Source organism: Roseovarius sp. MS2, assembly GCF_051447875.1.
Lineage (GTDB): Bacteria > Pseudomonadota > Alphaproteobacteria > Rhodobacterales > Rhodobacteraceae > Roseovarius > Roseovarius mucosus_A.
The window spans coordinates 744,108-767,450 of sequence record NZ_JBKHVF010000001.1 but is presented as its reverse complement, the minus strand read 5'-3'; the positions used below and the strand labels follow the sequence as shown (position 1 = coordinate 767,450).

The following is a 23,343-nucleotide window of genomic DNA, read 5'->3' as shown; positions in this document are numbered from 1 at the left end:
TTTGCAGCACCTTAACAGATGCAAAAATAATATGCCGCAAGAAAATGCAGCGGCGGCAAGTCAACGGATCGGCCGCGCGGTATAGAGCACCTGACCGCGCGGCAGGCGCAGGGGGCTGCGCGCCGCCTGCCAGCCGGTGACATGGGCCATATGGTCCACATCCTCGGGCAGGATGTGATAGGGCGGGCGGGTGTCATGGGTCACAACGCCGTCCGGTTGACGATAAGCTGTGGCGGCATGCGTGGCGTCCGGGGCAAGGAAGACGGTAAAGAAAAACGCCTCGAGCCGGTCAAAGCGGCGCAGATTGGTCAGCGCGCGCCGCAGATGCGCCATGGGCAGATGCGGGAACACCGCAAACGCTATGGCATGGGTGATGCACCCCGGCACGCCGGGATAGTCGAACCGGGTATCTTCGATCAGGTGACCGGGGCTGAGGCGTGCGGGGTCTGTCAGCTCTGCCGCATGCCCTGCGAGCATAAGGGCGCGTGAGGTATCCGTGGCCCAGTAATGCCCCGGCTCGAGATAGGGCACCGCCTTACATCCCAGCCGCAATGATCCTGCGCCGATGTCCAGCAGGTGATGATGCGGCAAGAGGCCCGCATCGCGCAAAAGCGTCATCTGCACCCGCCCGGTTTCTTCCCACCGTCCGCCCACCACGTCGCGATGCCGCCCGGCGGCAATCGCCTCGGCGTGAAACCCGTCCACGTCATAGGGGTTTTGTGGCGGTTTCATTGGGGCAAGGCCGCGCTGAGGCGCGCTTTGCGCCATTGCAAGACGAGGATGGGTGACCAGAGCAAGAGGCCAATTGCCATGGTCGTAAGCCCGGGCGCGATAAAGAGAAGCGAGGTCAGCCCGACGGCCCAACGTTCCCATCCGCGCATCGGGGCAAGCAGATAACCGGAAAAGGCCGCTCCGAGCCCGCCAATCCCCAACATCGCGCCTATCAAGGTGATGGAAAAGGCGGACCATGTGAACCCATCCGTCACCAGCAAGAGAGCGGGTGAATAGACAAACACGAAAGGCACCAGCGCCTTGGCGATGCCGAGACGAAACGCGGTGTTGCCAGTGCGAAACGGATTGGCCCCGGCGATGCCTGCCGCCGCATAGGCCGCAAGCGCCACAGGGGGTGTGATGTCGGCCAGAACGCCGTAGTAGAAGACAAAGAAATGCGCCACCAGTGGCTCGACCTGCAACTGCGCGAGGGCAGGCGCTGCGACCGCCACAAGGATGATATATGTGGCTGTCGTTGGAATCCCTGCGCCCATGATGATGCAGGATACCGCGATCAGGATGAGCGAAACAAAGAGCGCCCATTGTTGCAGGGTGAAGTAACTGAGCAACCACATTTCGCTGAGCATTGCGCCCATGTCGGTTGCGGTTTGCACCACCACATAGCCCAGACGAAAGCCGACGCCGGTGAGGGTGACAACGCCGACGACCACGCCCACCGTGGCGGCGGCGGCCCCCACAGCCAGCGTGTTGCGCGCGCCGTCCGCCAAGGCCTGCCACAGGTCGCGCAGCGTCAACCGATTGACCGGGTTGAGAATGCCCACCACGACACAGGCGATGATGCCATAGACAGCGGCGAAATCGGGCGTCTTGCCGCTGAGGATCAGGTAGACAAGTATGGCAAGTGGGATGATCGACAGCCAATGCTGGCGCAGCACCAAACCCGCCTTGGGCAGTTCATCGGCGCGCAATCCGCGCAGGCCCAGCTTGCGCGCCTCAAGATGCACCATGATGAAGATGCCGAAATAGTGCAGCATGGCCGGGAAAAGGGCCGCCGCCAGAATGTCACGCAGCGGTATTTCCAGATATTCCACCATGATAAAGGCTGCTGCGCCCAAAATCGGTGGGGTGATCTGGCCGCCGGTCGACGAAGTGGCCTCGACCGCGCCTGCAAAATGGGCGGGATAGCCCACGCGCTTCATCGCCGGGATGGTGAGCGCGCCGGTGGTCACGGTATTGGCGATGGACGAGCCTGAGATGGTCCCCATGAAGGCCGAGGAAAAGATCGCCACCTTTGCCGGGCCACCGGCGTAACGGCCAGCGATGACCATCGCGAGGTCGATGAACAACTGGCCAAGGCCGATGCGCGTGGCCAGCACGCCAAAGAGGATGAAGAGGAACACATATTGCGCCATCACACCGATGGCGATGCCGTAGATGCCTTGGTTGGTCATGTAGAGGTGATTGATCAACCCTTCCCAACTGGCCCCGCCATGTTTGAGCGCGCCGGGGGCGTAGGGGCCGAAAATGGCGAAGGCCACAAACACAAGTGCGATGATCGGCAGGGTCGGACCGACTGAGCGGCGCGTAGCCTCGAGCGTCAGCACAAAAAGGGCCGTGCCCATCAGCACATCCAGCTCTGAAGGGTTGCCAACCCGGACCGAGAGCGCGGCAGGGGGTAAGAGAGGCAGGTACATCGCCGCCGCCACCGCCATGATTGCAAAAACCAGATCGAGAAGCGGCACGCCGGAAATCCGATACCATGTTGACGCGGGCAAGGCGGTGCTGGCGCTGCGCCGCCATGAAAAGAGCAGGAACACGAGGCCCAACACGAAGGACAGGTGAATGCCCCGGTGCAGCACTTCGCGCACAAGGCCAAAGCCCGAGGCGTAGAAATGATAGGCCGACATCGCCACAAGGCAGACCGAGACCAGAATGGCAATGCCGCGCCCGGTGGGGCGAAACGCCAGTTCGGGATCGTATTTGCGTTCGATCTCGTGCAGCTCTTCGGCGGTGAGGTCGGGATCGGCCATAGGGTCTGTCCTGCTGTGGGGGGCGAAAAGGAAATCCCGGCCACCGGGGTGCGGCGGCCGGGATTTGGGGTCAGGCGCGGCGGATCACTTGATCAGCCCGGCCTCTTTGTAAAAGCGTTCGGCCCCGTCGTGTAGAGGAACGCCCACGCCGCTGATCGCGGTGTCGAGGGTAATTGTCGTGCCCTTGGCATGGCCCACATCGAGAAGGATGCGCGAGTTTTCATTCCAGAGCGCCTTGGTGATTTCATAAATCAGGTCGGGGTCTTCATCGGCAGAGGTGAACCACTGTGCCCCGACCGAGACGGTTTCCGTGGCGCCGACCCCTTCATAGACCCCTTCGGGAATCGCGCTTTGCGAGAAGAAGTTATATTTGGCGGTCAATTCTGCCGCGCCCTCGCCTGCGATGGGCACCAATTTGATATCGGCGGCAGAGGCCAGTTCCACCAAAGAGCCTGCCGGATAGCCTGCGACAACAAAGAAGGCGTCGATCTTGCCGTTGCGCAGCGCTTCGGAGGCGGCATCGCCCTTGAGCGCCTCGGCGGTCACGTCGTCAACCGAGAGGCCATTGGCCTCAAGGATAAGACCCGCATCAACATAGGTGCCCGATCCCGGCTCGTCGAGCGAGACACGCTTGCCCGCAAGATCCTTGACGCTCTCGATGCCGCTGTCGGCGAGGGCAACGAGGTGGATATGCTCGTCAAAAAGCGCTGCGATGGTGCGCAGTTTCTCGGCGGGGGGCTGGCCCGCCATCGTGCCGGTGCCGGTATAGGCCCAATAGGCCACATCCGACTGGGCAAAGCCGGAGTTGCGCAGCCCCGACATGATTGCGTTGACGTTGTCCACCGATCCGCGTGACGACACGGCAGAGGCGATGAGGCCCTCGACACCGCAGCTTCCGCCTTCTTCGCAGGGGCGCGACCCGGGCGGTTTGGAGATGGCATTGGCGAGGACGCCGCCCACCGGGTAATAGGTATAGGCGGTGCCGCCGGTCCCGATGGTAAAGAATTTGAGGTCCTGTGCGAGCGCGCCCGTGGCCATTCCGACCGCAAGCGCCGCCCCGACGATGAGGCCGCGTGCGCCCCTGACAAGCTGTAACATCTGTTTCTCCCTGATTTGGCAGGGCGCAGTCCTGCGTGTTCCCCGCATTGTAGCCAGCATTCACAAGGAATACTGCGATCAGGCTATGCAAACCGCCCTGCCAAGGCAAGGCTGTTACCGGCAAGGGCTTAGGCGTGCGAAGCGCTCAGATCGAGCGTTGCAATCTCGCGCAGCATCGGGGCCAGCACAGCGCGTAAATCCGTGGCGCGGTCTGGGGCATAGTCCCACGGGGCCGCTTCGTGCATATAGGTGGCTTGCGCCAGTTCCATCTGTATGGCGTGCAGCCCGTCCTTGGGGCGGCCATAGTGACGCGTGGTCCAGCCGCCGCGAAAACGTCCGTTGGTGACGGTGGTGTAGCGGGATGCTGCATGGCAATGGCGCTCTGTTAGGGCGGCAAGTGCTGGGGCGCAGGTGGCCCCGTCGTTGGTGCCGATGTTGAAATCGGGTAACCGCCCGTCAAAGAGAAACGGGATTTCCGAGCGGATCGAGTGACAATCATAGAGGATGGCAAAGCCGTGCCGCCTCTGTACCCGGTCAAGTTCGGCGCTGAGTGCCGCGTGATAGGGGCCATGGAATTGGGCAAGCCGCTCTGCGGTATCGGCCTCGGTCGGGGGTGTGGACCAGAGGGGCGCACCGTCAAAATCGGTCAAAGGGACTAGGCTCGTGGTGTTTTGTCCGGGATAAAGGCTTGTCCCAGACGGATCGCGATTGGCGTCGATGACATAGCGGTGAAAGCGCGCGGCAACCACGCTCGCCTCCGGCACGAGACCATCATAGAGCCGGTCGATATGCCAATCTGTATCGCTGAGTGCGCGCCCAGTGTCGTTGAGCCGCGCTGCAATATCCGCTGGAAGGTCGGTGCCCGCATGGGGCATGGCCAGCACAAGGGGGCTTTCGCCCGAATGCACCGAGACAACGCTGTCGGTGGCGGAGGCTGGCACGTGCGTCTTTCCTTTCAAAGGGGCTTGGCGGCAATATGCTTGTACATAATAATTGAGTCAAGGCGGGGGGCCATGGCAACCGTGCGGGGATTGTCGCACGGTTTGTTGCCGTCCAACGCCCGTTGCGGGCGCAGATAGGCGCAATCATCCCGACTGGCGCGCGAAATCCGGCGTCTTGGCGTCGCACTCTTGCGATTGCCCGCCTCTGCCCCGGCGTGCTAGCGTGCTGGAAATAAAGGCAGGCAGCCCCCGGAACATGAAAAAGACGGCACTGACCAGATATCAGAGGCTTGAGGCGGCGGGCCTTTGGCGGGCCAATCCGGACGCGCAGCGGGTGGATGTGATCGTCTCTGTTGGCGAGGCGACACTGACAATTACCGACATGCGCGAGCGGGTTCAGGCGCATTGGTCGATCGCGGCGGTGGCGCGCGCCAATCCGGGGCAATACCCGGCCATCTATAACCCAGATGGTGATCCCGGCGAGACGCTGGAACTGGCCGAGGACGAGGCCGACATGATCGCTGCCATCGAGACATTGCGCGGCGCTGTGGCGCGGCAACGACCCAAACCGGGGCGGCTCAGGCTGGTTGGCATGCTGGCAAGTGTGGCGGCGGTTGCGGCGCTGGTGCTTTTTTGGCTGCCGGGGGCCGCGCGGCAGCACGCGCTAGAGGTGGTGCCGATGGTCAAGCGGGCCGAAATCGGCCGCGCGCTGCTGGGGCATCTGCAACGGGTGACTGGGCCGGTCTGCGAGGGGCCGGGCGGTGCCGCGGCCCTTGCGCAGCTGGCGCGCCGCCTCCCGTCACGCGCGGGAGGCGCGGCAGAGTTTCTGGTGGTGCGCGGCGGTATCGACGGGGCCTTGCGCCTGCCGGGCGGGACGGTGCTGATCAATACCGATCTGGTTGAGGATCATAACGAGCCCGATGTTTTGGCGGGGCACATCATCGCGGCCTATCTACGCGCAGAGGCGCATGATCCCCTGTCCAAGCTGTTGGAAGAGGGGGGGCTGTCGGCGACGCTGCGACTATTGGCAACCGGGCTCTTGCCTGACGATGTGTTGCGCGCCCATGCCGAACGCCTGATGCGTGATGCGCCCGAGGCGGTGGCCCCTGATGCAATGCTGGCAGGGTTTGCCCAGTGGCAGGTGCGCGCACGCCCTTATGCCTATGCGGAGGACATCACCGGGGAAACGACGGTCACGTTGATCGAGGCAGACCCCTTTGCCGGCACCGCGCCGCCGCCGCCCTTGCTCAGCGATGCAGATTGGCTGCGCTTGCAGGAGATTTGCGGCGGCTGATCCTAGTCTTCACGTGTCAGGCGCGGATGCGGCCTGCGTCAGGGCAGCATGTCTTGCAGCCGCCAAAAGGCAATACGTTCCACCTGACGACAGGCCTCGGCCTGTTCCGTGGCGCTGTCTTGATCGACGCGGCGGGCAAAAGCATCTCTGATCCCCGCCTTGTCATGGTCGCGCACGGCGATGATGAAAGGAAAGCCATGGCGCGCGATATAGGCGGCATTGAGGCGCTCGAACGCGGCGCGCTCGGCATCGGTCAGCGCATCGAGCCCTGCGCTGGCCTGCTCATGGCTCGAGGCAGCAGTAAGCCGCCGTGCCTGTGCCAGCTTGCCCGCAAGGTCGGGATGCGCGCGCAGCACAGTTAACCGCTCCACCTCTGTTGCGTCGCGAAAGACACGGCACAAGGCATCATGCAGGCCCAAGGCGCTATCATGGCGGGGGGATATTCCCAGATCATAGGCGCGCTCGGCTATCCACGGCGAATGCTCGAACACGCCGCCAAATTGGGCAACGAAGCGGTCACGGTCCATTTGCGAGGGGCGGTCTTGGGCCACGGGCATTCCTTCGACATGGGCTTGCGGCATTTCTGGGGTTGATCTTGGGGCCGTTCCGTAAGGAGATACAGACATCGTTCGTCATGTCACGCAAGGAGCCCCCGAAATGTCAGGCTATTTGACGACACATGTGCTGGATACCGCGCGCGGCTGCCCGGCGCCGGGGCTTTTGATCCGCTTGAGCCGGATCACGGATAGCGGGCCGGTGCTGCTCTGTGAAAGGCGCACCAATGCGGACGGTCGAACCGATGGACCTATTCTGACCGAGGCCGACTTTGCCGCCGGACCCTATGAATTGTTGTTTCATGCAGGCGAGTATCTGCGTCTCATGGGCGTAGAGAGTGGCTTTCTCGATCTGATCCCAATCCGGTTCAGTATGACGCAAGCGGTGCATTATCATGTGCCTCTGTTGCTCTCGCCCTATGGCTACACGACCTATCGCGGCAGTTGAGGGGGCTGCATTGGCCCTTGCCCTTGGCGTGGCAGAGGCCTAACACAATGACCCATGAAAATACTATTTCTCGGTGATGTGATGGGGCGCGCGGGGCGTGCGGCGGTGGCGGAACGGCTGCCCAAGCTGCGTGACGCGTGGAAGCTCGATTTTGTGGTGGTCAATGGCGAGAATGCCTCGGGTGGGATGGGTTTGACGGCGGCACATGCCAAAGACCTGTTCGAAGCGGGGGCAGATTGCGTGACCTTGGGCGATCATGCCTTTGACCAAAAGGACATGATGCAAGCCGTCGAGCGTGAGGGCCGTTTGATCCGTCCGCTCAATTATGCCAAGGCGGCACCGGGGCGCGGACACCGTGTGTTTACCGATGGGCGCGGGCGCAAGGTGCTGGTGGCACAAGTTCTGGGTAATGTTTTCATGCGCCGCGCCTATGACGATCCATTTTCGGCAATTGACGCGATATTGCGGGTGCATCCCCTGGGGGGCGCGGTGCAGGCTGCGGTGGTCGATATGCATTGCGAGGCCACATCCGAGAAAATGGCGATGGGGCATTTCTGCGATGGCCGCGCAAGCCTTGTGGTGGGCACCCATACCCATATCCCTACGGCGGACGCGCAGATTTTACCCGGCGGCACCGCGTTTCAGGGTGATGCGGGGATGTGCGGCGATTACCTGAGTGTGATCGGCATGGATAAGGCCGAACCGATGCGCCGCTTTGTCACCGGGATGACCAAGGATCGGTTTACACCTGCAATGGGCGCGGTCACGGTATCGGGCGTCTATATCGAAACCGACGACGCCACAGGCCGCGCTACGCGTATTGAAATGGTGCGCCAAGGCGGGCGATTGGAACAGTCTGGCCCCTGAGGTGGCGATAAATGGTACAAACCCGGCAACTGGTGGTTCGTGTTGTGCATCCTTTCCCTTCTTCCCGGCAATAGGACATATGGCGCTTGCCGCCCCTCGACGGATCGGGGAAACTTGCGCAGGGCCATGAAAGGTGCGTTTAAGTGATTGAGATGCTCGGCGTATCCCAGACCGGTCAGGCGTTGCTGACGCTGCTGGTTGTGGCGGCCATGTTCGTGCTTTTTGTGCGCGAAATCTATCCGACTGAGGTGGTGGCGATTGCGGGCGTGGCGGTGTTGCTGGCCCTTGGTGTGCTGCCCTATGGCGCGGCGCTTGACGTCTTTTCCAACCCCGCGCCTTGGACCATTGCAGCGATGTTCATCGTCATGGGGGCCTTGGTGCGCACTGGCGCGCTGGATGCTTTTACCACGCTGGCCGACCAGCAGGCCAAGCATAACCCGCGCCTTGCGATTGCGATGCTGCTCATTTCGGTGGTGATCGGATCTGCCTTTATGAACAATACCCCGGTTGTCGTCGTGATGATCCCGGTATTCGTGCAACTGGCGCGCACGCTCAAGATTCCTGCCTCCAAGCTGCTGATTCCACTAAGTTATGCCGCGATCCTTGGGGGCACCACAACGCTGATTGGCACCTCGACCAATCTCTTGGTTGATGGCGTGGCCCGTTCGGCGGGCATGGCCCCATTCACAATCTTCGAGGTGACGCCGCTTGGGATTGTGCTGGTCATTTGGGGGGCGATCTATCTGCGCTTTTTCGGTCCCTTCCTTTTGCCCGCACGCGACAGCATGGCGGACTTGTTGTCGGACCGATCCAAGATGAAATTCTTTACAGAGGCGGTCATCCCCCCGGAAAGCAACCTGATAGGCCGTGACGTGACCGGTGTGCAGCTTTTCAAGCGGGAAGGTGTGCGGTTGATTGACGTGATCCGGGGGGATCAATCGCTGCGTCGTAATCTGGCAGATGTCACCCTGCAGGTCGGCGACCGGGTGGTTCTGCGCACGCAGATGACCGAGCTTTTGAGCCTGCAACGTAACAAGAGCCTCAAGCGGGTCGATCAGGTTTCGGCGGTGGAGACGACCACGGTTGAGGTGTTGATCACGCCCGGCTGCAAGATGGTGGGCCGTTCCTTGGGCGCGCTGCGGTTGCGGCGGCGGTACGGAGTCTATCCGCTGGCGGTGCATCGCCGTAACCAGAATATCGGGCGCCAACTGGATGAACTGGTGGTGCGTGTCGGCGATACCCTGCTGCTGGAGGGGGCGCCTGAGGATATTCAGCGCCTCTCGCGCGAGATGGAGATGGTGGATGTCTCGCACCCGTCGGCCCGGGCATTTCGCCGTGGGCATGCCCCGCTGGCGGTGCTGTCGCTCGCGGGCATCGTTGTGCTGGCAGCGCTTGGCGTTGCGCCCATTCTGGCGCTTGCGGTGATCGCGGTGGCCATGGTGCTTTTGGCGCGCTGCATTGACGCCGACGAGGCTTTTTCGTTTATTGACGGGCAGTTACTAGCGCTTATCTTTGCCATGCTGGCCATCGGCGCGGCGTTGCAGACCTCGGGCGCGGTCGAGTTGTTGGTGGGCGGCATTGCCCCCACATTGTCGGTTATGCCGGGGTTCTTGGTGGTCTGGGCGATTTACCTTTTGACCTCATTCCTCACGGAACTGATCAGCAACAATGCCGTGGCTGTGGTGGTCACGCCGATTGCAATCGGGTTGGCGGATGCCATGGGCATCGACGCGCGACCGCTGGTGGTGGCAGTGATGGTGGCGGCAAGCGCGAGCTTTGCAACGCCAATCGGCTATCAGACCAACACGCTGGTCTATGGCCCCGGCGGGTATAAATTCACCGATTTCCTGCGGGTGGGTATTCCGCTCAACCTGAGCATCGGCCTTTTGGCCAGTGCGCTGATCCCGCTTCTCTGGCCACTCTGAGGGCTAATGCCGCCAGTCAATCTCGAACCGACAGGCGGAGGCCCCCGTAGCGCAGCACGTGGTTTCGATGGCCTGAGAACGTGGTTGAACGAGCCGGGAAAAAAGCCGCTCGAACACCGCGGCGTGCCAATGGCAAAGCGGGGCCGTTGCGTGTTCGCCCCGAATGATCGGATTGTCGGCGAGGGTAAAAACCACCGGCGGGCCGGACTTTGCGGCCAAAGTGCCCGTGCCGCAGAATGTCCAGCTATGGGCCAGGATGGCGCGGGTCAGGATCGGGGCTGCGACACGCGCAGGCAGGGCGCGCAGAAGGGTCTGGGCGGCGCGTGGGATGCGATGGGCGAGGATGTAATCGCCCGTGCCTTGACCAGCGGCGATGGAGATTTTTCGAGCATTTTCAGGGTGTTGCCGCCGAAGCCCGCCATGCAGCGCCGCAACGCGAGCCTCGTTGATCATGGCGTTTGAATCCGGCAGAGGATCAAATCCCAGAGGCGCAAAAAGGGCACGGCGGGCATCTGCCCCCACGATGCGGTCCATCGCGGGGGCCAGTTGCAGGACCGCATTTGGGCCGATGCGGGCCGTTATCTGACTGCCGTCAGGCATCCATCTGCTGCGTACTGCCGCCGCAGGCGCGGACTTCGGCCCCATTTGGCATCTTGAACCCTTCGTTGCGCTCGGACGCGCGGTCCTTCATCTGGGTGCGCACCGCTTCGCGACGTTCCGCCGCGCGGGCGGCACGGTCGGCGCTGGCTTCCCAATCCTCCATCTGTGCCTCGGCGATGGTGCGGGTTTCGTCAAAGTCGAACGTGACCGAGTTCTTGGTCTGGGGCCCCCAATAGCCTGCCTTGCCCAGATCATAGAAGGTGCGGCTGACGCCAGCCTTGAGAAACGCCTTGAGACAGCCCAAGAGATAGCGCCGCCGATAGCCGGTGCCGCGCCATGGATAGTGAAATAGCGCCTTGCGCATGTAGAAGCGGCGATAGTTTTTCATCACTCCGTCAAGGAGTTCACCGCGCGTCATGGTGGCCGGTTTCATAATTGGTGTGACAAAGTTATATTTCGAGAAATCAAAGACTTCGACCTGATCTCGGAGTTCCTGAAAGAGCGGTGTAAAGGGCCAAGGCGTATACATTGCCCAGTTGGCCAGATCTGGTTGCCAGTCCCAGGCCATCTGAAAGGTTTCCTCCAGCGTTTCGGGGGTCTCATTGTCCAGACCGACGATGAACTGAGCTTCGGTAAAGATATCCGCCTCGCGCAGAAGTTGGATCGCCTCTTTGTTCTGGGCGACGGTGGTTTCCTTGTTGAACTGGTCGAGTTTGAGTTGCGCTGCCGCTTCGGTGCCAAGACTGACATGCACCAGCCCCGCTTTGCGGTAGAATTTCAGCAAGTCGCGGTCGCGGTAGATGTCTGTGACGCGCGTGTTGATGCCCCATTGCACGCGGCGTGGCAGGTCTCGGGCGATCAATTCCTCACAGAATTGCACAAATTTCTTTTTGTTTATCGTAGGTTCCTCGTCTGCGAGGATGAAGAAACCGACACCGTGGTTGTTCACAAGGTTCTCGATCTCGTCCACCACTTTTTTCGGGTCGCGCACGCGGTAGTCACGCCAGAATTTCCATTGGCTGCAGAAGGAACAGGTAAAAGGACAGCCGCGCGCCATGTTGGGGATGGCCACGCGCTTGCCCAAGGGAACGTAGATGTATTTCTCCCACTCCAAGAGCGACCAGTCTGGGTTGATCGCATCAAGGTCCTTGACGGTTGAGGCGGCGGGGGTGGCGGTGATCGTCTCACCGTCTAGATAGGCCAAGCCTTTGATTGATTTACGTTTTTCAAGCCATTGGCCAGAGTCTGCGGCGCGGATGAGGTTGAGGAATATTTCCTCGCCTTCGCCGCGCACGATCACATCGACCCAAGGGGCCTCGGACAGGACCTGTTTATACATGAAGGTTGCATGCACGCCGCCCAGAACCCGCAGCGCATCTGGCGCCACCTCTTGTGCGAGTTTGAGGATGTTTTCCGCGACATAGATCGAGGGGGTGATTGCGGTGACCCCCACAACATCTGGGTTCAGATCCCTGAGACGGGCGCGCAGGCTGTCATCGTCAAGGTGGTTGGTCATGGCGTCGATGAATGTGACATCCGTATACCCTGCGTCGCGCAGGTGCCCCGCCAGATAAGCGACCCAAGCCGGTGGCCAACTGCCGGCGATTTCAGCCCCGCCGGAATGGTAATTGGGATGGATCAAGACGATGCGCATGGCGGGACTCCCTGTGTATCGTTTTAGGTTACAGCGTAATGTGTCTAATAAAATTGACATAAATCAAACCATACCACGGTGGGGCGGGGCGTTGCCCTGCGTGCGGCAAGCGTATAAAAGGCGTCAGATTCCCGGATATGCAGGAGAAGGCACTATGGCCGGCCATTCCAAATGGGCGAATATTCAACACCGCAAGGGGCGCCAAGACGCCGTGCGGGCGAAACTATTCTCCAAGTTTTCCAAAGAGATAACCGTTGCTGCCAAGATGGGCGATCCCGACCCGGACAAGAATCCGCGCCTGCGTCTGGCAATCAAGGAAGCCAAGGCGCAATCCATGCCCAAGGACAATATTGAGCGCGCCATCAAAAAGGCGATGGGGGGCGATGCCGAAGATTATGAAGAAATCCGCTATGAAGGGTACGGCCCCAATGGTGTGGCAATCATCGTCGAGGCGATGACTGACAACCGCAATCGCACCGCGTCGAACGTGCGTTCGACCTTTACCAAGAACGGCGGCAATCTGGGCGAGACCGGCAGTGTCGCGTTTATGTTCGAGCGCAAGGGTGAGGTGACCTATGCGGCGAGCGTGGGTGATGCCGATACGGTGATGATGGCCGCGCTGGAAGCTGGGGCAGAAGATGTGGAATCGGGTGAGGATGGCCACACCATCTGGTGTGCGGATACCGATCTGAGCGAGGTGGCCTCGGGGCTGGAGGGGGCCTTGGGCGAGAGCACATCGACCAAGCTGGTGTGGAAACCCACCACCACGACCGAGATGGACCTTGAGAGCATGCAGAAGCTGATGAAGCTGATCGAGGCGCTGGAGGATGACGACGACGTGCAGCGCGTCACCACCAATTTCGAAGCCTCGGATGCGGTGATGGAACAGCTGTAAAACGCGGGCGTGCGCGTAAGGTTTGTACGGTTCTTACAGGGATTTGGTACAAACCTTACGCGGCGCTTTGAGGGGGGCTGAAAGGCCCGCCAACTTAGTGGCCCAGTTCGGTGAGGCGTACGCGCATCCAGGCGATCTCTGCCTCTTGTGCGGTGATCACATCCTCGGCCAATTTGCGCACCTCCGGGTCCTTGCCATGTTCGAGAACGATCCGCGCCATGGCGACGGCCCCCTCGTGATGCGGGATCATGCCGCGCAGGAAATCCACATCGGCGTCGCCGGTAAAGTCGATGTCCATCGCGCCATGCATGGCGGCGTTCGCCTCGATATAGGCTTGGGTCGAGGCGGGCAGGCCGTGGGTCGCATGCGCGGAGTGGTTGCTGTGGTCTGTGCCGTGACCATGGCTATCGGCGAGGGCCGGTGAAAGGGTGAAAGCCAGCAGAGCGGCAGTCAGGGGAATGCGCATCGGGTTTGTCCTATCTGTGGTGACTGAGGGAGAGATAGGAGCTTCCCCCTGCTGGAAGGCAAGAGAGGATGCGCGAAAAGGTGAGTGCGGGGTGTTAAGCAGGTAGGGTGCGCCTTCATTGCGCACCGGGTTGATTGGGGAGTGGTTGGTTGGTGCGCAATGAATGCGCACCCTACGGGCGCTGGAGGATGAGGCGTTCGTGTAGCCAGACCTCGGGCGAGAGGGGGAAGGCCGCAGGTGCGCAATGACTGCGCACCCTACCGCCCTCGCCGCTTTACATTCCCCCCGCGCTGCCCCGGGCGGCCCGCTGTTGAGCGGCCGCGCCCTTTGACGGCTTCGGCACTTGCCGCTTCGACGGCGGATTGACGGGCCAGAGGGTCGTCGGAGATTGCCAGATCCACGGCCTCTAGGCGCTTGACCTCGTCGCGCAGGCGGGCGGCTTCTTCGAACTCCAGATTCTCGGCAGCCTTGCGCATATCCGCGCGCAGGCCATCGAGCACGGCTGCGAGGTTTGCGCCGGCCAAGGGTTTGTCGACCTGCGCCGTGACGCGGGCCATGTCCACGTCGCCCTTGTAAAGCCCGGCGAGAATATCCTCGACATTCTTGCGCACTGTGGCGGGGGTGATGCCATGCGCCTCGTTATAGGCGATCTGTTTATCGCGGCGGCGGTTGGTCTCGCCCAACGCGCGCTCCATCGAGCCGGTGATGCGGTCGGCATACATGATGACGCGGCCTTCGGCGTTGCGGGCGGCACGGCCGATGGTCTGGATCAGCGAGGTTTCGGACCGCAGGAAGCCTTCTTTGTCGGCATCGAGAATGGCGACAAGGCCACATTCGGGAATGTCCAAGCCTTCGCGCAAAAGGTTGATGCCAATGAGCACGTCAAACGCGCCCAAGCGCAGGTCGCGCAGAATCTCGATCCGCTCGATCGTGTCGATATCAGAGTGCATGTAGCGGACGCGGATGCCCTGTTCGTGCATGTATTCGGTCAAATCCTCGGCCATACGCTTGGTCAGGGTGGTGACGAGCACCCTGTAGCCATCGGCGGCGACACGGCGCACCTCGTCCAAAAGGTCATCGACCTGGGTTTCGACAGGGCGAATTTCGACCTGAGGATCAAGCAGCCCGGTGGGGCGGATCACCTGTTCGGTAAAGACGCCGCCGGTCTGTTCCATTTCCCATGCCGCCGGGGTGGCGGAGACAAAGACCGATTGCGGGCGCATGGCATCCCATTCCTCGAATTTGAGGGGGCGGTTGTCCATGCAGGAAGGCAGGCGAAAGCCGTGTTCGGCCAGCGTGAATTTGCGCCGGTAGTCGCCTTTGTACATGCCGCCGATCTGGGGCACCGAGACGTGGGATTCATCGGCAAAGACGATGGCCGTGTCTGGGATGAATTCAAAGAGGGTGGGGGGCGGTTCGCCGGGGGCGCGGCCTGTGAGGTAGCGGGAATAATTCTCGATCCCGTTGCACACGCCGGTGGCCTCGAGCATTTCAAGGTCAAAGTTGGTGCGTTGCTCCAACCGCTGCGCCTCGAGCAGCTTGCCTTCGTTGACCAACTGATCAAGGCGCATGCGCAATTCGCGTTTGATGCCGATGATGGCCTGTTGCATCGTGGGCTTGGGCGTCACGTAATGCGAATTGGCGTAGATGCGGATTTTGTCGAATGTGTCGGTTTTCTCGCCAGTGAGGGGATCGAATTCGGTAATCGCCTCAAGCTCTTCGCCAAAGAACGACAGCCGCCACGCGCGATCCTCAAGGTGGGCGGGAAAGATTTCAACGCTATCGCCGCGCACCCGGAAAGAGCCGCGTTGGAACGCCTGATCGTTGCGGCGGTATTGCTGGGCGACGAGATCGGCCATGATGGCGCGCTGGTCGTATTGCGCGCCGACGGTCAGGTCTTGGGTCATGGCACCATAGGTCTCGACCGAGCCGATACCGTAGATGCAGGAGACCGAGGCCACGATGATCACATCGTCGCGTTCCAGAAGGGCGCGGGTGGCGGAGTGGCGCATCCGGTCGATCTGTTCGTTAATCTGGGATTCTTTCTCGATATAGGTGTCGGAGCGGGCAACATAGGCCTCGGGCTGGTAGTAGTCATAGTAGCTGACGAAATACTCCACCGCGTTTTCGGGGAAAAATCCTTTGAATTCCCCGTATAGTTGTGCGGCAAGTGTTTTGTTCGGGGCAAGGATGATTGCGGGGCGCTGTGTCGCCTCGATGATTTTCGCCATGGTAAAGGTCTTGCCGGTGCCGGTGGCCCCCAAGAGCACCTGATTGCGCTCGCCTTCATTGAGACCTTGGGACAGTTCGGCAATGGCGGTGGGCTGATCGCCCGCCGGTTCAAAATCCGAGGCCAGCAGGAAGCGCTTGCCGCCTTCGAGCTTGGGGCGGGATTTCACATCCGGCGCGGGATGGCTGAGCACGGCTGGGGTCTTGTCGGAATGGGCATAGGGCATGGGGCGCTCCTTGGGCTCGATGTCCACATTTGTTCTCTTTGGCGTTGGGTTCAAGCCCCAAAGCGGGTTGTGTTCGGGGGGATTGATGATGTAATGATATAACATTATAAATACAAATGGAGATGCCGATGCAACCCCGCGACCTGCGCTTGCCCGTGACCGTGCTTTCCGGATTTCTGGGGGCGGGCAAAACCACGCTTTTGAATGCAGTGCTGAATAACCGCGACGGCCGCCGGGTGGCGGTGATCGTCAATGACATGTCGGAGGTGAATATTGATGCCGACCTTGTGCGAGAGGGTGGTGCAAACCTCAGCCATACGGATGAGGCGCTGGTCGAGATGTCGAACGGTTGCATCTGCTGCACACTGCGCGACGATTTGCTCAAGGAAGTGCGCAAACTGGCAGGTGAGGGGCGGTTTGACTATCTGTTGATCGAATCGACTGGGGTGTCAGAGCCGTTGCCGGTGGCGACCACGTTCGAATTTCGCGACGAGGCGGGCGAGAGCCTTTCGGATGTGGCGCGGTTGGACACGTTGGTTACGGTGGTGGATGCCGTGAACCTGCTCGAGAATTATTCCAGCCATGATTTCCTGTCGGATCGGGGCGAGGTGGCCGGCGAGGGCGACACGAGGACGCTGGTTGATCTGCTGGTTGATCAGATCGAGTTTGCCGATGTGATCGTTCTCAACAAGGTCAGTGATGCCGGGCCCGCGCGGCGCGATGCGGCCCGCAGTATCATCGTGGCGCTCAACCCGGATGCGCAGATCATCGAGACGGATTATGCGCAGGTCGATCCGGCGCGGATTTTTGACACAGGGTTGTTTGATTTTGCGACGGCGCATGATCATCCGCTTTGGGCCAAAGAGCTTTATGGCTTTGCCGAGCATGTGCCCGAGACTGAGGAATATGGTGTTACTTCCTTTGTCTACCGGGCGCGGCGTCCGTTTGATCCGGCAGCCGTGCATGCGGTTCTGAATGGGCCGTTGCCGGGTGTGATCCGGGCCAAGGGGCATTTCTGGGTGGCGACGCGGCCCGAGTGGGTGGCGGAATTCAGCCTTGCAGGGGCCTTGAGCAAGGTGGGACCGCTGGGCACCTGGTGGGCGTCGGTGCCCGAAGAGCGCTGGCCCACGCATCCGCAGGCGCGGGACTATGTGATGCGGCATTGGGCGGCGCCCTATGGTGATCGGCGACAGGAGTTGGTGTTTATCGGCGCGGGCATGGACCAAGCGGCAATTACGGCAGCCTTGGATGCGGCGCTGGTTGGCAGCGAGACAGTCTTTGATCCGCTGGTGTTTCGCGGCTTGCCTGATCCCTTCCCGGTGTGGCGGCGGTCTGAGGCGGCGTGAGCGATGCGGGACCATGGCATGACGCTGGCCACCGGCGTGGCGCGGGGGGATAGCCCCGGTATCCTGCATCAAGTGACGAGGGCGGGACAAGCGGCGGCGATCTGGACGCGGCAGAGAGAGGCCGGGCTTGCCGAGTGGATCGACGGTGTGGCGGTGGAAAACTTGCCGCAGGCCCGATGCTATTGCACGGCGCAGCGTGCGCGTGCGGTGGCGCAGGCGGCCTGTGAGGGCGCAGGTTTGCCCATCGGGCGGGCGCGTGAGGTGTTGTGTGATGACATCGGCGCGCTGGCTGTCCTGTTTGGGCAGGTCATGGGGCGGAGCGCCTTGCATCTGCGGTTAGAGGTGGTGCGCGACGATGCCTGCCGCAAGTTTCACTTGGATCAGGTTCCTGCGCGGCTGCTGTGCAGCTATCGCGGGGCAGGCACGGAATACGGGTTGATGCGGGCGCAGGGCGATCCGCAACCTGTGTGTCGAATGGCAACCGGGGATGTGGGCATTTTTCGCGGCGCGCTGTGGTCTGGGGACGAGATGAGCGGCGTGGTGCATCGCTCGCCGCCGATTGCCGGTTTTGGCGCGGCGCGGCTTTTGTTGGTGTTGGACGTGTTGGGGACGGCGCAGCATGGCCGGTAACCTGCGCAGCCCCGCCATACGCCGTCGGCGCGCCCATGGTCTTACCGAGTATGACCGCTTGCCGGGGCCGCTGCGCCGCTGGGTGGCACAGGCGGCGCTGCCTTGGTCGGCGCGGTCGGTGCGTGCGGTCTGGGCGCGGGCGTTGCAGGCGGCGGGGGGATGCGAGGCGGCGGCGCTGGCGCGTCTGAACCGGATCGAAGCGCGCGCGCTGGAGCGCGAGGCCTCTGTAGTTTGGGGGATGGGATATCCCACGCCAGACCTTACAGGTGACGAATCGTAGAGGGATTGTGACGCTGCGTCATACGATTCGGGCGCGGGGCATAGTGCCGCACCCACTGGGCACGCGTGGGTTTTGGAAGTGGGTCTGTCGCAATTTTGAGCACATGAGTCGTTTCAGGGCGGGCAAAAGACCAGCAAAACAGCAGTGGAAAATTTATTTACAAAGTTGTGCCCCGATTAATGCAAGAAATTCACTGATCTTATGGACGTTTGTCAGGATTTTGTTAATTTCTGCGCAATTTCGGCTAGGGTATGCGAAGGAATGCGGCAGAGCCTGTCACGAGGAGCAGGTGGCCGTTGGGATGGAGGATTTCAAGTCATGAGCGACGCAAACGCAACCGCAGGTGCAAAAAAAGCCGGATTTCACATTGATCAGGCCAAGTATGAGCGGATGTATGCCGATTCGATCAGTAACCCCGAAGCGTTTTGGGGGGAGCATGGCAAGCGGCTGGACTGGATCAAGCCCTATACCAAGGTCAAGAACACCTCGTTTGCGTATGACAATGTGTCGATCAAATGGTTTGAAGATGGCACGCTGAACGTGTCGGCCAATTGCATCGACCGGCATTTGGCAACACGCGGCGATCAGACGGCGATCATCTGGGAAGCGGATGATCCCAACGAGACGCCGCAGCACATCAGCTATAAGGAACTGCACGCGCAGACCTGCAAGATGGCCAATGTGCTGAAGGCGATGGGCGTGGGCAAAGGTGACCGCGTCGTAATCTATATGCCGATGATTCCCGAGGCCGCCTATGCGATGCTGGCCTGTGCGCGGATCGGGGCGATTCATTCGATCGTTTTCGCGGGCTTCAGCCCGGACGCGCTGGGCGCGCGGATCAATGGCTGCGATGCCAAGGTGGTGATCACCGCCGACCATGCGCCGCGTGGTGGCCGCAAGACCAAGCTCAAGGATAACGTCAATCAGGCGCTGTTGCATGACACCTCGGATGTGAAGTGTCTTGTGGTGCAGCGCACCGGTGATCAGGTCGCATGGCGGCGTGATCTGGATTTCTGGTGGCATGAAGAGGCCGAGAAGGTCAGTGCCGATTGCCCGCCAGAGGAAATGAACGCCGAAGACCCGCTGTTCATTCTTTACACCTCGGGGTCGACCGGCATGCCCAAGGGCGTGGTGCATACGACGGGCGGCTATCTGACCTATGCGTCGATGACGCATGAGTATATTTTCGACTATCACGAGGGTGATATTTACTGGTGCACCGCCGATGTGGGCTGGGTCACAGGGCATAGCTATATCGTTTATGGCCCGCTGGCCAATGGGGCCACCACGCTGATGTTCGAGGGCGTGCCGACCTATCCGGATGCCGGGCGTTTCTGGCAGGTGTGCGAGCGCCACAAGGTGACACAGTTCTACACTGCCCCCACCGCCATTCGCGCGCTGATGGGCAAGGGCACCGGGCCGGTTGAAGGATCGGACCTGTCGAGCCTGCGCATTCTGGGGTCGGTCGGCGAGCCGATCAACCCCGAGGCGTGGAACTGGTACAATGAGAATGTGGGCAAGGGCAAATGCCCCATCGTGGATACCTGGTGGCAGACCGAGACCGGCGGCATTCTGATCACGCCGCTGCCCGGTGTGATCGACACGCCCAAGCCCGGTTCGGCCACCAAGCCGTTCTTTGGCGTGAAGCCCGTTGTGCTGGACGATCAGGGCAACGAGTTGGACGGCGAGACCTCGGGTGTTCTGGCGCTCAAGGATAGCTGGCCGGGGCAGATGCGCACCGTCTGGGGCGATCACAGCCGGTTTGTCTCGACCTATTTCGAGATGTTCAAAGGCTATTATTTCTCGGGCGATGGGTGCCGCCGCGACGCGGATGGCGATTACTGGATTACGGGCCGGGTGGATGACGTGATCAACGTCTCTGGCCACCGGATGGGCACCGCCGAGGTGGAATCGGCGTTGGTCGCCCATGCCACGGTGAGCGAGGCCGCCGTTGTGGGCTATCCGCATGACATCAAGGGGCAGGGCATCTATTGCTATGTCACGCTGATGGATGGGGTTGAGGCCACCGAGGCGCTGCGCACGGAACTGGGCAACTGGGTGCGTCAGGAAATCGGGCCGATTGCCAAGCCGGATGTTATCCAATGGGCACCGGGCTTGCCGAAAACCCGTTCGGGCAAGATCATGCGCCGCATCCTGCGCAAGATCGCCGAGAACGACTTTGACAGCCTTGGGGATACCTCGACGCTGGCCGATCCGTCGGTCGTGGACGAGCTGATTGCCAATCGCACCAAAGCCTGAGAGGGGACTCGTGATGGACGGAAGCGACACGCCCCGTAATGCCGCCAATCTTGTTCTGCTTGGACCGCCGGGCGCGGGCAAGGGCACGCAAGCCCGGATGCTGGAGGAGCAATTCGGGCTGGTGCAACTGTCGACCGGCGACCTATTGCGCGCGGCTGTAGCGGCGGGCACCGAGGCGGGTCGTGCGGCCAAGGCAGTGATGGAGGCGGGGGATCTGGTGTCTGACGCAATCGTCATCGCCATTCTGCGCGACCGCCTGGCCGAACCGGACTGTGCCAAGGGCGTGATCCTTGATGGGTTCCCGCGCACCACGGTGCAGGCCGAGGCGTTGGATGGTCTCTTGGCGGAAATCGGTCAGGGTATCCGGTCGGCGATCAGCCTTGAGGTGGATGACGCGGCAATGGTGACGCGGATTTCGGGCCGCTACACCTGTGGCGGCTGTGGTGAAGGTTATCACGACAGCTTTAAGATGCCGAACGTTGCCGGCATCTGTGACAAATGCGGTGGCACCGAGATGAAGCGGCGCGCCGATGACAATGCGGAAACGGTGGAACAGCGGCTGCGCGCCTATCATGCGCAGACCGCGCCGTTGATTTCCTATTATGAATCGCGCGGCGTTCTGGCCCGCGTCGATGCGATGGCCGAGATCGAGGCCGTTGCAAGAGAGCTGAACGCCATCGTCGCCAAGGCGGTTGCGTAAAGGAGTGCCCGTGCCGGGATGGTCCCGGCGCGGTCTGGAGGAAGCCGTTATAAAAGGGAGGGCACGCTTTGTCCGATCAAGAAAGAGCGAACGCTTATTGGAAGGCCAATCTGCGTCTTATCACATGGAGCCTCGTGATCTGGTTCTTTGCCTCGTTTGGCTTTGGCATTTTGCTGCGGCCCATGCTCTCGGGGATCGCCATTGGCGGCACCGATCTTGGGTTCTGGTTCGCGCAGCAAGGGTCGATCATCGTCTTTCTGATTTTGATCTTCTTCTACGCCTGGCGGATGAACAAACTCGATGCCGAACATGGCGTCGGTGAAGAATAAGTAGGGGGAGGGACAATGGATCAAACAACACTCAATATCATCGTCGTTGGCCTCAGCTTCGTGCTTTACTTCGGTATCGCGATCTGGGCCAAGGCGGGATCTACGGCTGAATTCTATGCTGCGGGACGCGGCGTGAATCCGGTCGTCAACGGGATGGCAACGGCGGCGGACTGGATGTCGGCGGCCTCGTTCATCTCGATGGCGGGTCTCATCGCCTTTGTCGGCTACAACAACTCGACCTTCCTGATGGGCTGGACGGGTGGTTACGTGCTGATGGCCATGCTGCTTGCGCCCTATCTGCGCAAGTTCGGCAAATACACGGTGCCCGAGTTCGTGGGCGACCGGTTTTACAGCAACAAGGCCCGCGTTGTGGCCGTTATCGCCCTGATCACCATGTCGGTGACCTATGTGATCGGTCAGATGGCGGGTGCCGGTGTGGCCTTCTCGCGTTTCCTTGAGGTGGACAACACCACTGGCCTTTTGATCGCGTCGGCTGTGGTTTTCGTTTACGCCGTTCTGGGCGGGATGAAGGGCATCACCTATACGCAGGTGGCACAGTATTGCGTTTTGATCGTCGCCTATACGATTCCGGCGATCTTTATCTCGCTGCAGCTGACCGGCCATGTTCTGCCGCAGTTGGGCCTGTTTGGTGAGCACACGGCGTCGGGTCAGTATCTGCTGGTGACGCTGGACGGCCTGCTGAACGATCTGGGCTTTAATCAGTATACGTCGGGGTCCAGCCCGTGGCTGATGGCGCTGTTCACCTTGTCGCTGATGATCGGCACCGCCGGTCTGCCGCATGTGATCATCCGCTTCTTCACCGTTCCCTAAGTGTCTGATGCACGTTGGTCGGCTGGTTGGGCGCTGGTCTTTATCGCGTTGCTCTATCTCACCGCTCCGGCTGTGGGTGCGATGGCGCGTCTGAACATCATGACCACCATGTGGCCGCAGGGTGTGCAGGGCGAAGCTGTGGCTGTGGACGAACTTCCCGATTGGTTCCGGACCTGGTCTGCCACTGGCCTCTTGGCTGTGGAAGACAAGAACGGCGACGGCAAGATCCAATACTACAACGAAAAGAGCGAAGCGATGACTGCGCTGGCGGCCGAGCGTGGCTGGCAGGGCAACGAGCTTGTCACCTTCAATCAGGACATTCTGGTGCTTGCAAACCCGGAAATTGCGGGTCTGCCGGGTTGGGTTATTGCACTTATCGCCGCAGGCGGTATCGCGGCAGCCCTCTCGACGGCGGCGGGTCTGCTCTTGGCCATCTCTTCGGCGGTGAGCCACGACCTGATCAAATCGACGATCAATCCCGGCATCTCGGAAAAAGGCGAGCTTTTGGCAGCCCGTATTTCGATGGCGGCGGCGATCGTGGTGGCAACCTATCTGGGCCTTAACCCTCCGGGCTTTGCGGCTCAGGTTGTGGCCTTGGCGTTCGGTTTGGCGGCGGCGTCGCTCTTCCCGACACTGATGATGGGCATCTTCTCGAAGCGGATGAACTCTGCTGGTGCAACCGCTGGCATGCTGGCCGGTCTGCTCTCGACCACGCTCTACCTGTTCCTCTTCCTGGGTTGGTTCTTTATCCCCGGCACGAACATGTTGACCCCGGATCAATACCTGTTCGGTATTCCGCCGACCCACTTTGGGCCGATTGGTGCGCTGCTGAACTTTGGTGTTGCGTTCATCGTGGCAAGCATGACGGCAGAACCGCCGCAGGAAATTCAGGACCTGGTCGAAAGCGTGCGTATTCCGCGCGGTGCCGGCACGGCCGTGAACCACTAAGCAAGCAATGGACAGGGGCGGCGCGTGCCGCCCCTTTTCCCTCTGCCGCCCGCCGATATT

Annotated in this window: 19 protein-coding genes and 2 pseudogenes; 12 read left to right on the top strand and 9 right to left on the bottom strand. The window is 61.2% G+C overall.

The window, feature by feature from the left end; genetic code table 11:
• Window positions 1–60: 60 nt before the first annotated feature.
• The 4 genes from ACLGGT_RS03865 to hutG all read right to left on the bottom strand — a co-directional run bounded on the left by ACLGGT_RS03865 (window position 61) and on the right by hutG (window position 4,801).
• A complete protein-coding gene (locus ACLGGT_RS03865; protein ID WP_437195077.1) occupies window positions 61–732 on the bottom strand; it encodes a class I SAM-dependent methyltransferase in 672 nt (223 codons plus the stop codon).
• Window positions 729–2,762 (bottom strand): TRAP transporter permease, encoded by a 2,034-nt coding sequence (locus ACLGGT_RS03860; RefSeq protein WP_437195076.1) that lies wholly within the window; start codon window positions 2,760–2,762, stop codon window positions 729–731. Before ACLGGT_RS03860 ends, ACLGGT_RS03865 begins: the two co-directional genes overlap by 4 nt.
• 84 nt (window positions 2,763–2,846) lie before the next feature.
• Window positions 2,847–3,860: a TAXI family TRAP transporter solute-binding subunit gene (locus ACLGGT_RS03855; RefSeq protein ID WP_375552904.1), complete on the bottom strand. Its 1,014-nt coding sequence runs from the start codon at window positions 3,858–3,860 to the stop codon at window positions 2,847–2,849.
• Window positions 3,861–3,988: 128 nt separating this feature from the next.
• Window positions 3,989–4,801, bottom strand: a complete 813-nt coding sequence (gene hutG, locus ACLGGT_RS03850; RefSeq protein WP_008279361.1) for an N-formylglutamate deformylase — start codon at window positions 4,799–4,801, stop codon at window positions 3,989–3,991.
• 256 nt (window positions 4,802–5,057) lie between these two features.
• Between hutG and ACLGGT_RS03845 the strand changes: the two genes are divergently transcribed.
• Entirely contained in the window at window positions 5,058–6,095 is a 1,038-nt protein-coding gene (locus tag ACLGGT_RS03845; RefSeq protein ID WP_437195075.1) for a hypothetical protein, read from the top strand.
• Window positions 6,096–6,133: 38 nt separating this feature from the next.
• Here the strand turns inward: ACLGGT_RS03845 and uraD are convergent.
• Window positions 6,134–6,640: pseudogene (gene uraD / locus ACLGGT_RS03840) on the bottom strand (2-oxo-4-hydroxy-4-carboxy-5-ureidoimidazoline decarboxylase); the annotation flags it as partial.
• Between the two features lie 112 nt (window positions 6,641–6,752).
• Between uraD and uraH the strand changes: the two are divergent.
• The 3 genes from uraH to ACLGGT_RS03825 all read left to right on the top strand — a co-directional run bounded on the left by uraH (window position 6,753) and on the right by ACLGGT_RS03825 (window position 9,889).
• Window positions 6,753–7,097 carry a hydroxyisourate hydrolase gene (gene uraH, locus ACLGGT_RS03835; RefSeq protein ID WP_008279358.1) on the top strand — a complete coding sequence of 115 codons (345 nt, stop codon included), beginning with the start codon at window positions 6,753–6,755 and terminating at the stop codon, window positions 7,095–7,097.
• 54 nt (window positions 7,098–7,151) lie between these two features.
• Window positions 7,152–7,964: a TIGR00282 family metallophosphoesterase gene (locus ACLGGT_RS03830; RefSeq protein WP_008279357.1), complete on the top strand. Its 813-nt coding sequence runs from the start codon at window positions 7,152–7,154 to the stop codon at window positions 7,962–7,964.
• A gap of 152 nt (window positions 7,965–8,116) precedes the next feature.
• Window positions 8,117–9,889 (top strand): SLC13 family permease, encoded by a 1,773-nt coding sequence (locus ACLGGT_RS03825; protein WP_008279356.1) that lies wholly within the window; start codon window positions 8,117–8,119, stop codon window positions 9,887–9,889.
• Between the two features lie 3 nt (window positions 9,890–9,892).
• On the opposite strand, the gene bchJ is transcribed toward ACLGGT_RS03825, so the two are convergent.
• Both bchJ and bchE read right to left on the bottom strand, forming a co-directional pair.
• A complete protein-coding gene (gene bchJ, locus ACLGGT_RS03820) occupies window positions 9,893–10,489 on the bottom strand; it encodes a bacteriochlorophyll 4-vinyl reductase (protein WP_437195074.1) in 597 nt (198 codons plus the stop codon).
• The gene (gene bchE, locus ACLGGT_RS03815; protein WP_437195073.1) at window positions 10,482–12,143 is read right to left on the bottom strand and encodes a magnesium-protoporphyrin IX monomethyl ester anaerobic oxidative cyclase; all 1,662 of its coding nucleotides are present in this window, start codon (window positions 12,141–12,143) and stop codon (window positions 10,482–10,484) included. The genes bchJ and bchE overlap by 8 nt, the downstream gene beginning before the upstream one ends.
• Before the next feature lie 154 nt (window positions 12,144–12,297).
• On the opposite strand from bchE, the gene ACLGGT_RS03810 reads away from it, so the two are divergent.
• Complete coding sequence (locus ACLGGT_RS03810) at window positions 12,298–13,038, top strand: YebC/PmpR family DNA-binding transcriptional regulator (protein WP_008279353.1); 741 nt, start codon at window positions 12,298–12,300, stop codon at window positions 13,036–13,038.
• A 94-nt stretch (window positions 13,039–13,132) separates the two neighbouring features.
• Here ACLGGT_RS03810 and copM read toward each other — a convergent pair whose 3' ends face one another.
• Both copM and uvrB read right to left on the bottom strand, forming a co-directional pair.
• Window positions 13,133–13,504, bottom strand: a complete 372-nt coding sequence (gene copM / locus ACLGGT_RS03805; RefSeq protein WP_437195072.1) for a CopM family metallochaperone — start codon at window positions 13,502–13,504, stop codon at window positions 13,133–13,135.
• Between the two features lie 257 nt (window positions 13,505–13,761).
• On the bottom strand, window positions 13,762–15,960 hold the full coding sequence (uvrB, locus tag ACLGGT_RS03800; RefSeq protein ID WP_037296948.1) for an excinuclease ABC subunit UvrB: 2,199 nt from the start codon (window positions 15,958–15,960) through the stop codon (window positions 13,762–13,764).
• Between the two features lie 128 nt (window positions 15,961–16,088).
• Here uvrB and ACLGGT_RS03795 point away from each other — a divergent pair, with 128 nt between their 5' ends.
• The 7 genes and pseudogenes from ACLGGT_RS03795 to ACLGGT_RS03765 all read left to right on the top strand — a co-directional run bounded on the left by ACLGGT_RS03795 (window position 16,089) and on the right by ACLGGT_RS03765 (window position 23,283).
• On the top strand, window positions 16,089–17,306 hold the full coding sequence (locus tag ACLGGT_RS03795) for a GTP-binding protein (RefSeq protein ID WP_037296946.1): 1,218 nt from the start codon (window positions 16,089–16,091) through the stop codon (window positions 17,304–17,306).
• 18 nt (window positions 17,307–17,324) lie between these two features.
• Complete coding sequence (locus ACLGGT_RS03790; RefSeq protein ID WP_437195071.1) at window positions 17,325–17,936, top strand: DUF1826 domain-containing protein; 612 nt, start codon at window positions 17,325–17,327, stop codon at window positions 17,934–17,936.
• Window positions 17,926–18,216 (top strand): DUF6525 family protein, encoded by a 291-nt coding sequence (locus tag ACLGGT_RS03785; RefSeq protein ID WP_151976753.1) that lies wholly within the window; start codon window positions 17,926–17,928, stop codon window positions 18,214–18,216. The genes ACLGGT_RS03790 and ACLGGT_RS03785 overlap by 11 nt, the downstream gene beginning before the upstream one ends.
• Window positions 18,217–18,534: 318 nt before the next feature.
• Window positions 18,535–20,475, top strand: a complete 1,941-nt coding sequence (gene acs, locus ACLGGT_RS03780; protein WP_008279345.1) for an acetate--CoA ligase — start codon at window positions 18,535–18,537, stop codon at window positions 20,473–20,475.
• 13 nt (window positions 20,476–20,488) lie between these two features.
• On the top strand, window positions 20,489–21,175 hold the full coding sequence (locus tag ACLGGT_RS03775; RefSeq protein WP_008279344.1) for an adenylate kinase: 687 nt from the start codon (window positions 20,489–20,491) through the stop codon (window positions 21,173–21,175).
• 68 nt (window positions 21,176–21,243) lie between these two features.
• Window positions 21,244–21,504: a DUF4212 domain-containing protein gene (locus tag ACLGGT_RS03770; protein WP_081507577.1), complete on the top strand. Its 261-nt coding sequence runs from the start codon at window positions 21,244–21,246 to the stop codon at window positions 21,502–21,504.
• Window positions 21,505–21,519: 15 nt separating this feature from the next.
• Window positions 21,520–23,283: pseudogene (locus ACLGGT_RS03765) on the top strand (sodium:solute symporter family protein).
• Window positions 23,284–23,343 lie beyond the last annotated feature (60 nt).

Bases quoted from the DNA above. Each gene is read 5' to 3' on its own strand.
- ACLGGT_RS03865 (WP_437195077.1), bottom strand. From the start codon at position 732: ATGAAACCGCCACAAAACCCCTATGACGTGGACGGGTTTCACGCCGAG.
- ACLGGT_RS03860 (WP_437195076.1), bottom strand. From the start codon at position 2,762: ATGGCCGATCCCGACCTCACCGCCGAAGAGCTGCACGAGATCGAACGC.
- ACLGGT_RS03855 (WP_375552904.1), bottom strand. From the start codon at position 3,860: ATGTTACAGCTTGTCAGGGGCGCACGCGGCCTCATCGTCGGGGCGGCG.
- ACLGGT_RS03845 (WP_437195075.1), top strand. From the start codon at position 5,058: ATGAAAAAGACGGCACTGACCAGATATCAGAGGCTTGAGGCGGCGGGC.
- uraH (WP_008279358.1), top strand. From the start codon at position 6,753: ATGTCAGGCTATTTGACGACACATGTGCTGGATACCGCGCGCGGCTGC.
- ACLGGT_RS03830 (WP_008279357.1), top strand. From the start codon at position 7,152: ATGAAAATACTATTTCTCGGTGATGTGATGGGGCGCGCGGGGCGTGCG.
- ACLGGT_RS03825 (WP_008279356.1), top strand. From the start codon at position 8,117: ATGCTCGGCGTATCCCAGACCGGTCAGGCGTTGCTGACGCTGCTGGTT.
- bchJ (WP_437195074.1), bottom strand. From the start codon at position 10,489: ATGCCTGACGGCAGTCAGATAACGGCCCGCATCGGCCCAAATGCGGTC.
- bchE (WP_437195073.1), bottom strand. From the start codon at position 12,143: ATGCGCATCGTCTTGATCCATCCCAATTACCATTCCGGCGGGGCTGAA.
- ACLGGT_RS03810 (WP_008279353.1), top strand. From the start codon at position 12,298: ATGGCCGGCCATTCCAAATGGGCGAATATTCAACACCGCAAGGGGCGC.
- copM (WP_437195072.1), bottom strand. From the start codon at position 13,504: ATGCGCATTCCCCTGACTGCCGCTCTGCTGGCTTTCACCCTTTCACCG.
- uvrB (WP_037296948.1), bottom strand. From the start codon at position 15,960: ATGCCCTATGCCCATTCCGACAAGACCCCAGCCGTGCTCAGCCATCCC.
- ACLGGT_RS03795 (WP_037296946.1), top strand. From the start codon at position 16,089: ATGCAACCCCGCGACCTGCGCTTGCCCGTGACCGTGCTTTCCGGATTT.
- ACLGGT_RS03790 (WP_437195071.1), top strand. From the start codon at position 17,325: ATGACGCTGGCCACCGGCGTGGCGCGGGGGGATAGCCCCGGTATCCTG.
- ACLGGT_RS03785 (WP_151976753.1), top strand. From the start codon at position 17,926: ATGGCCGGTAACCTGCGCAGCCCCGCCATACGCCGTCGGCGCGCCCAT.
- acs (WP_008279345.1), top strand. From the start codon at position 18,535: ATGAGCGACGCAAACGCAACCGCAGGTGCAAAAAAAGCCGGATTTCAC.
- ACLGGT_RS03775 (WP_008279344.1), top strand. From the start codon at position 20,489: ATGGACGGAAGCGACACGCCCCGTAATGCCGCCAATCTTGTTCTGCTT.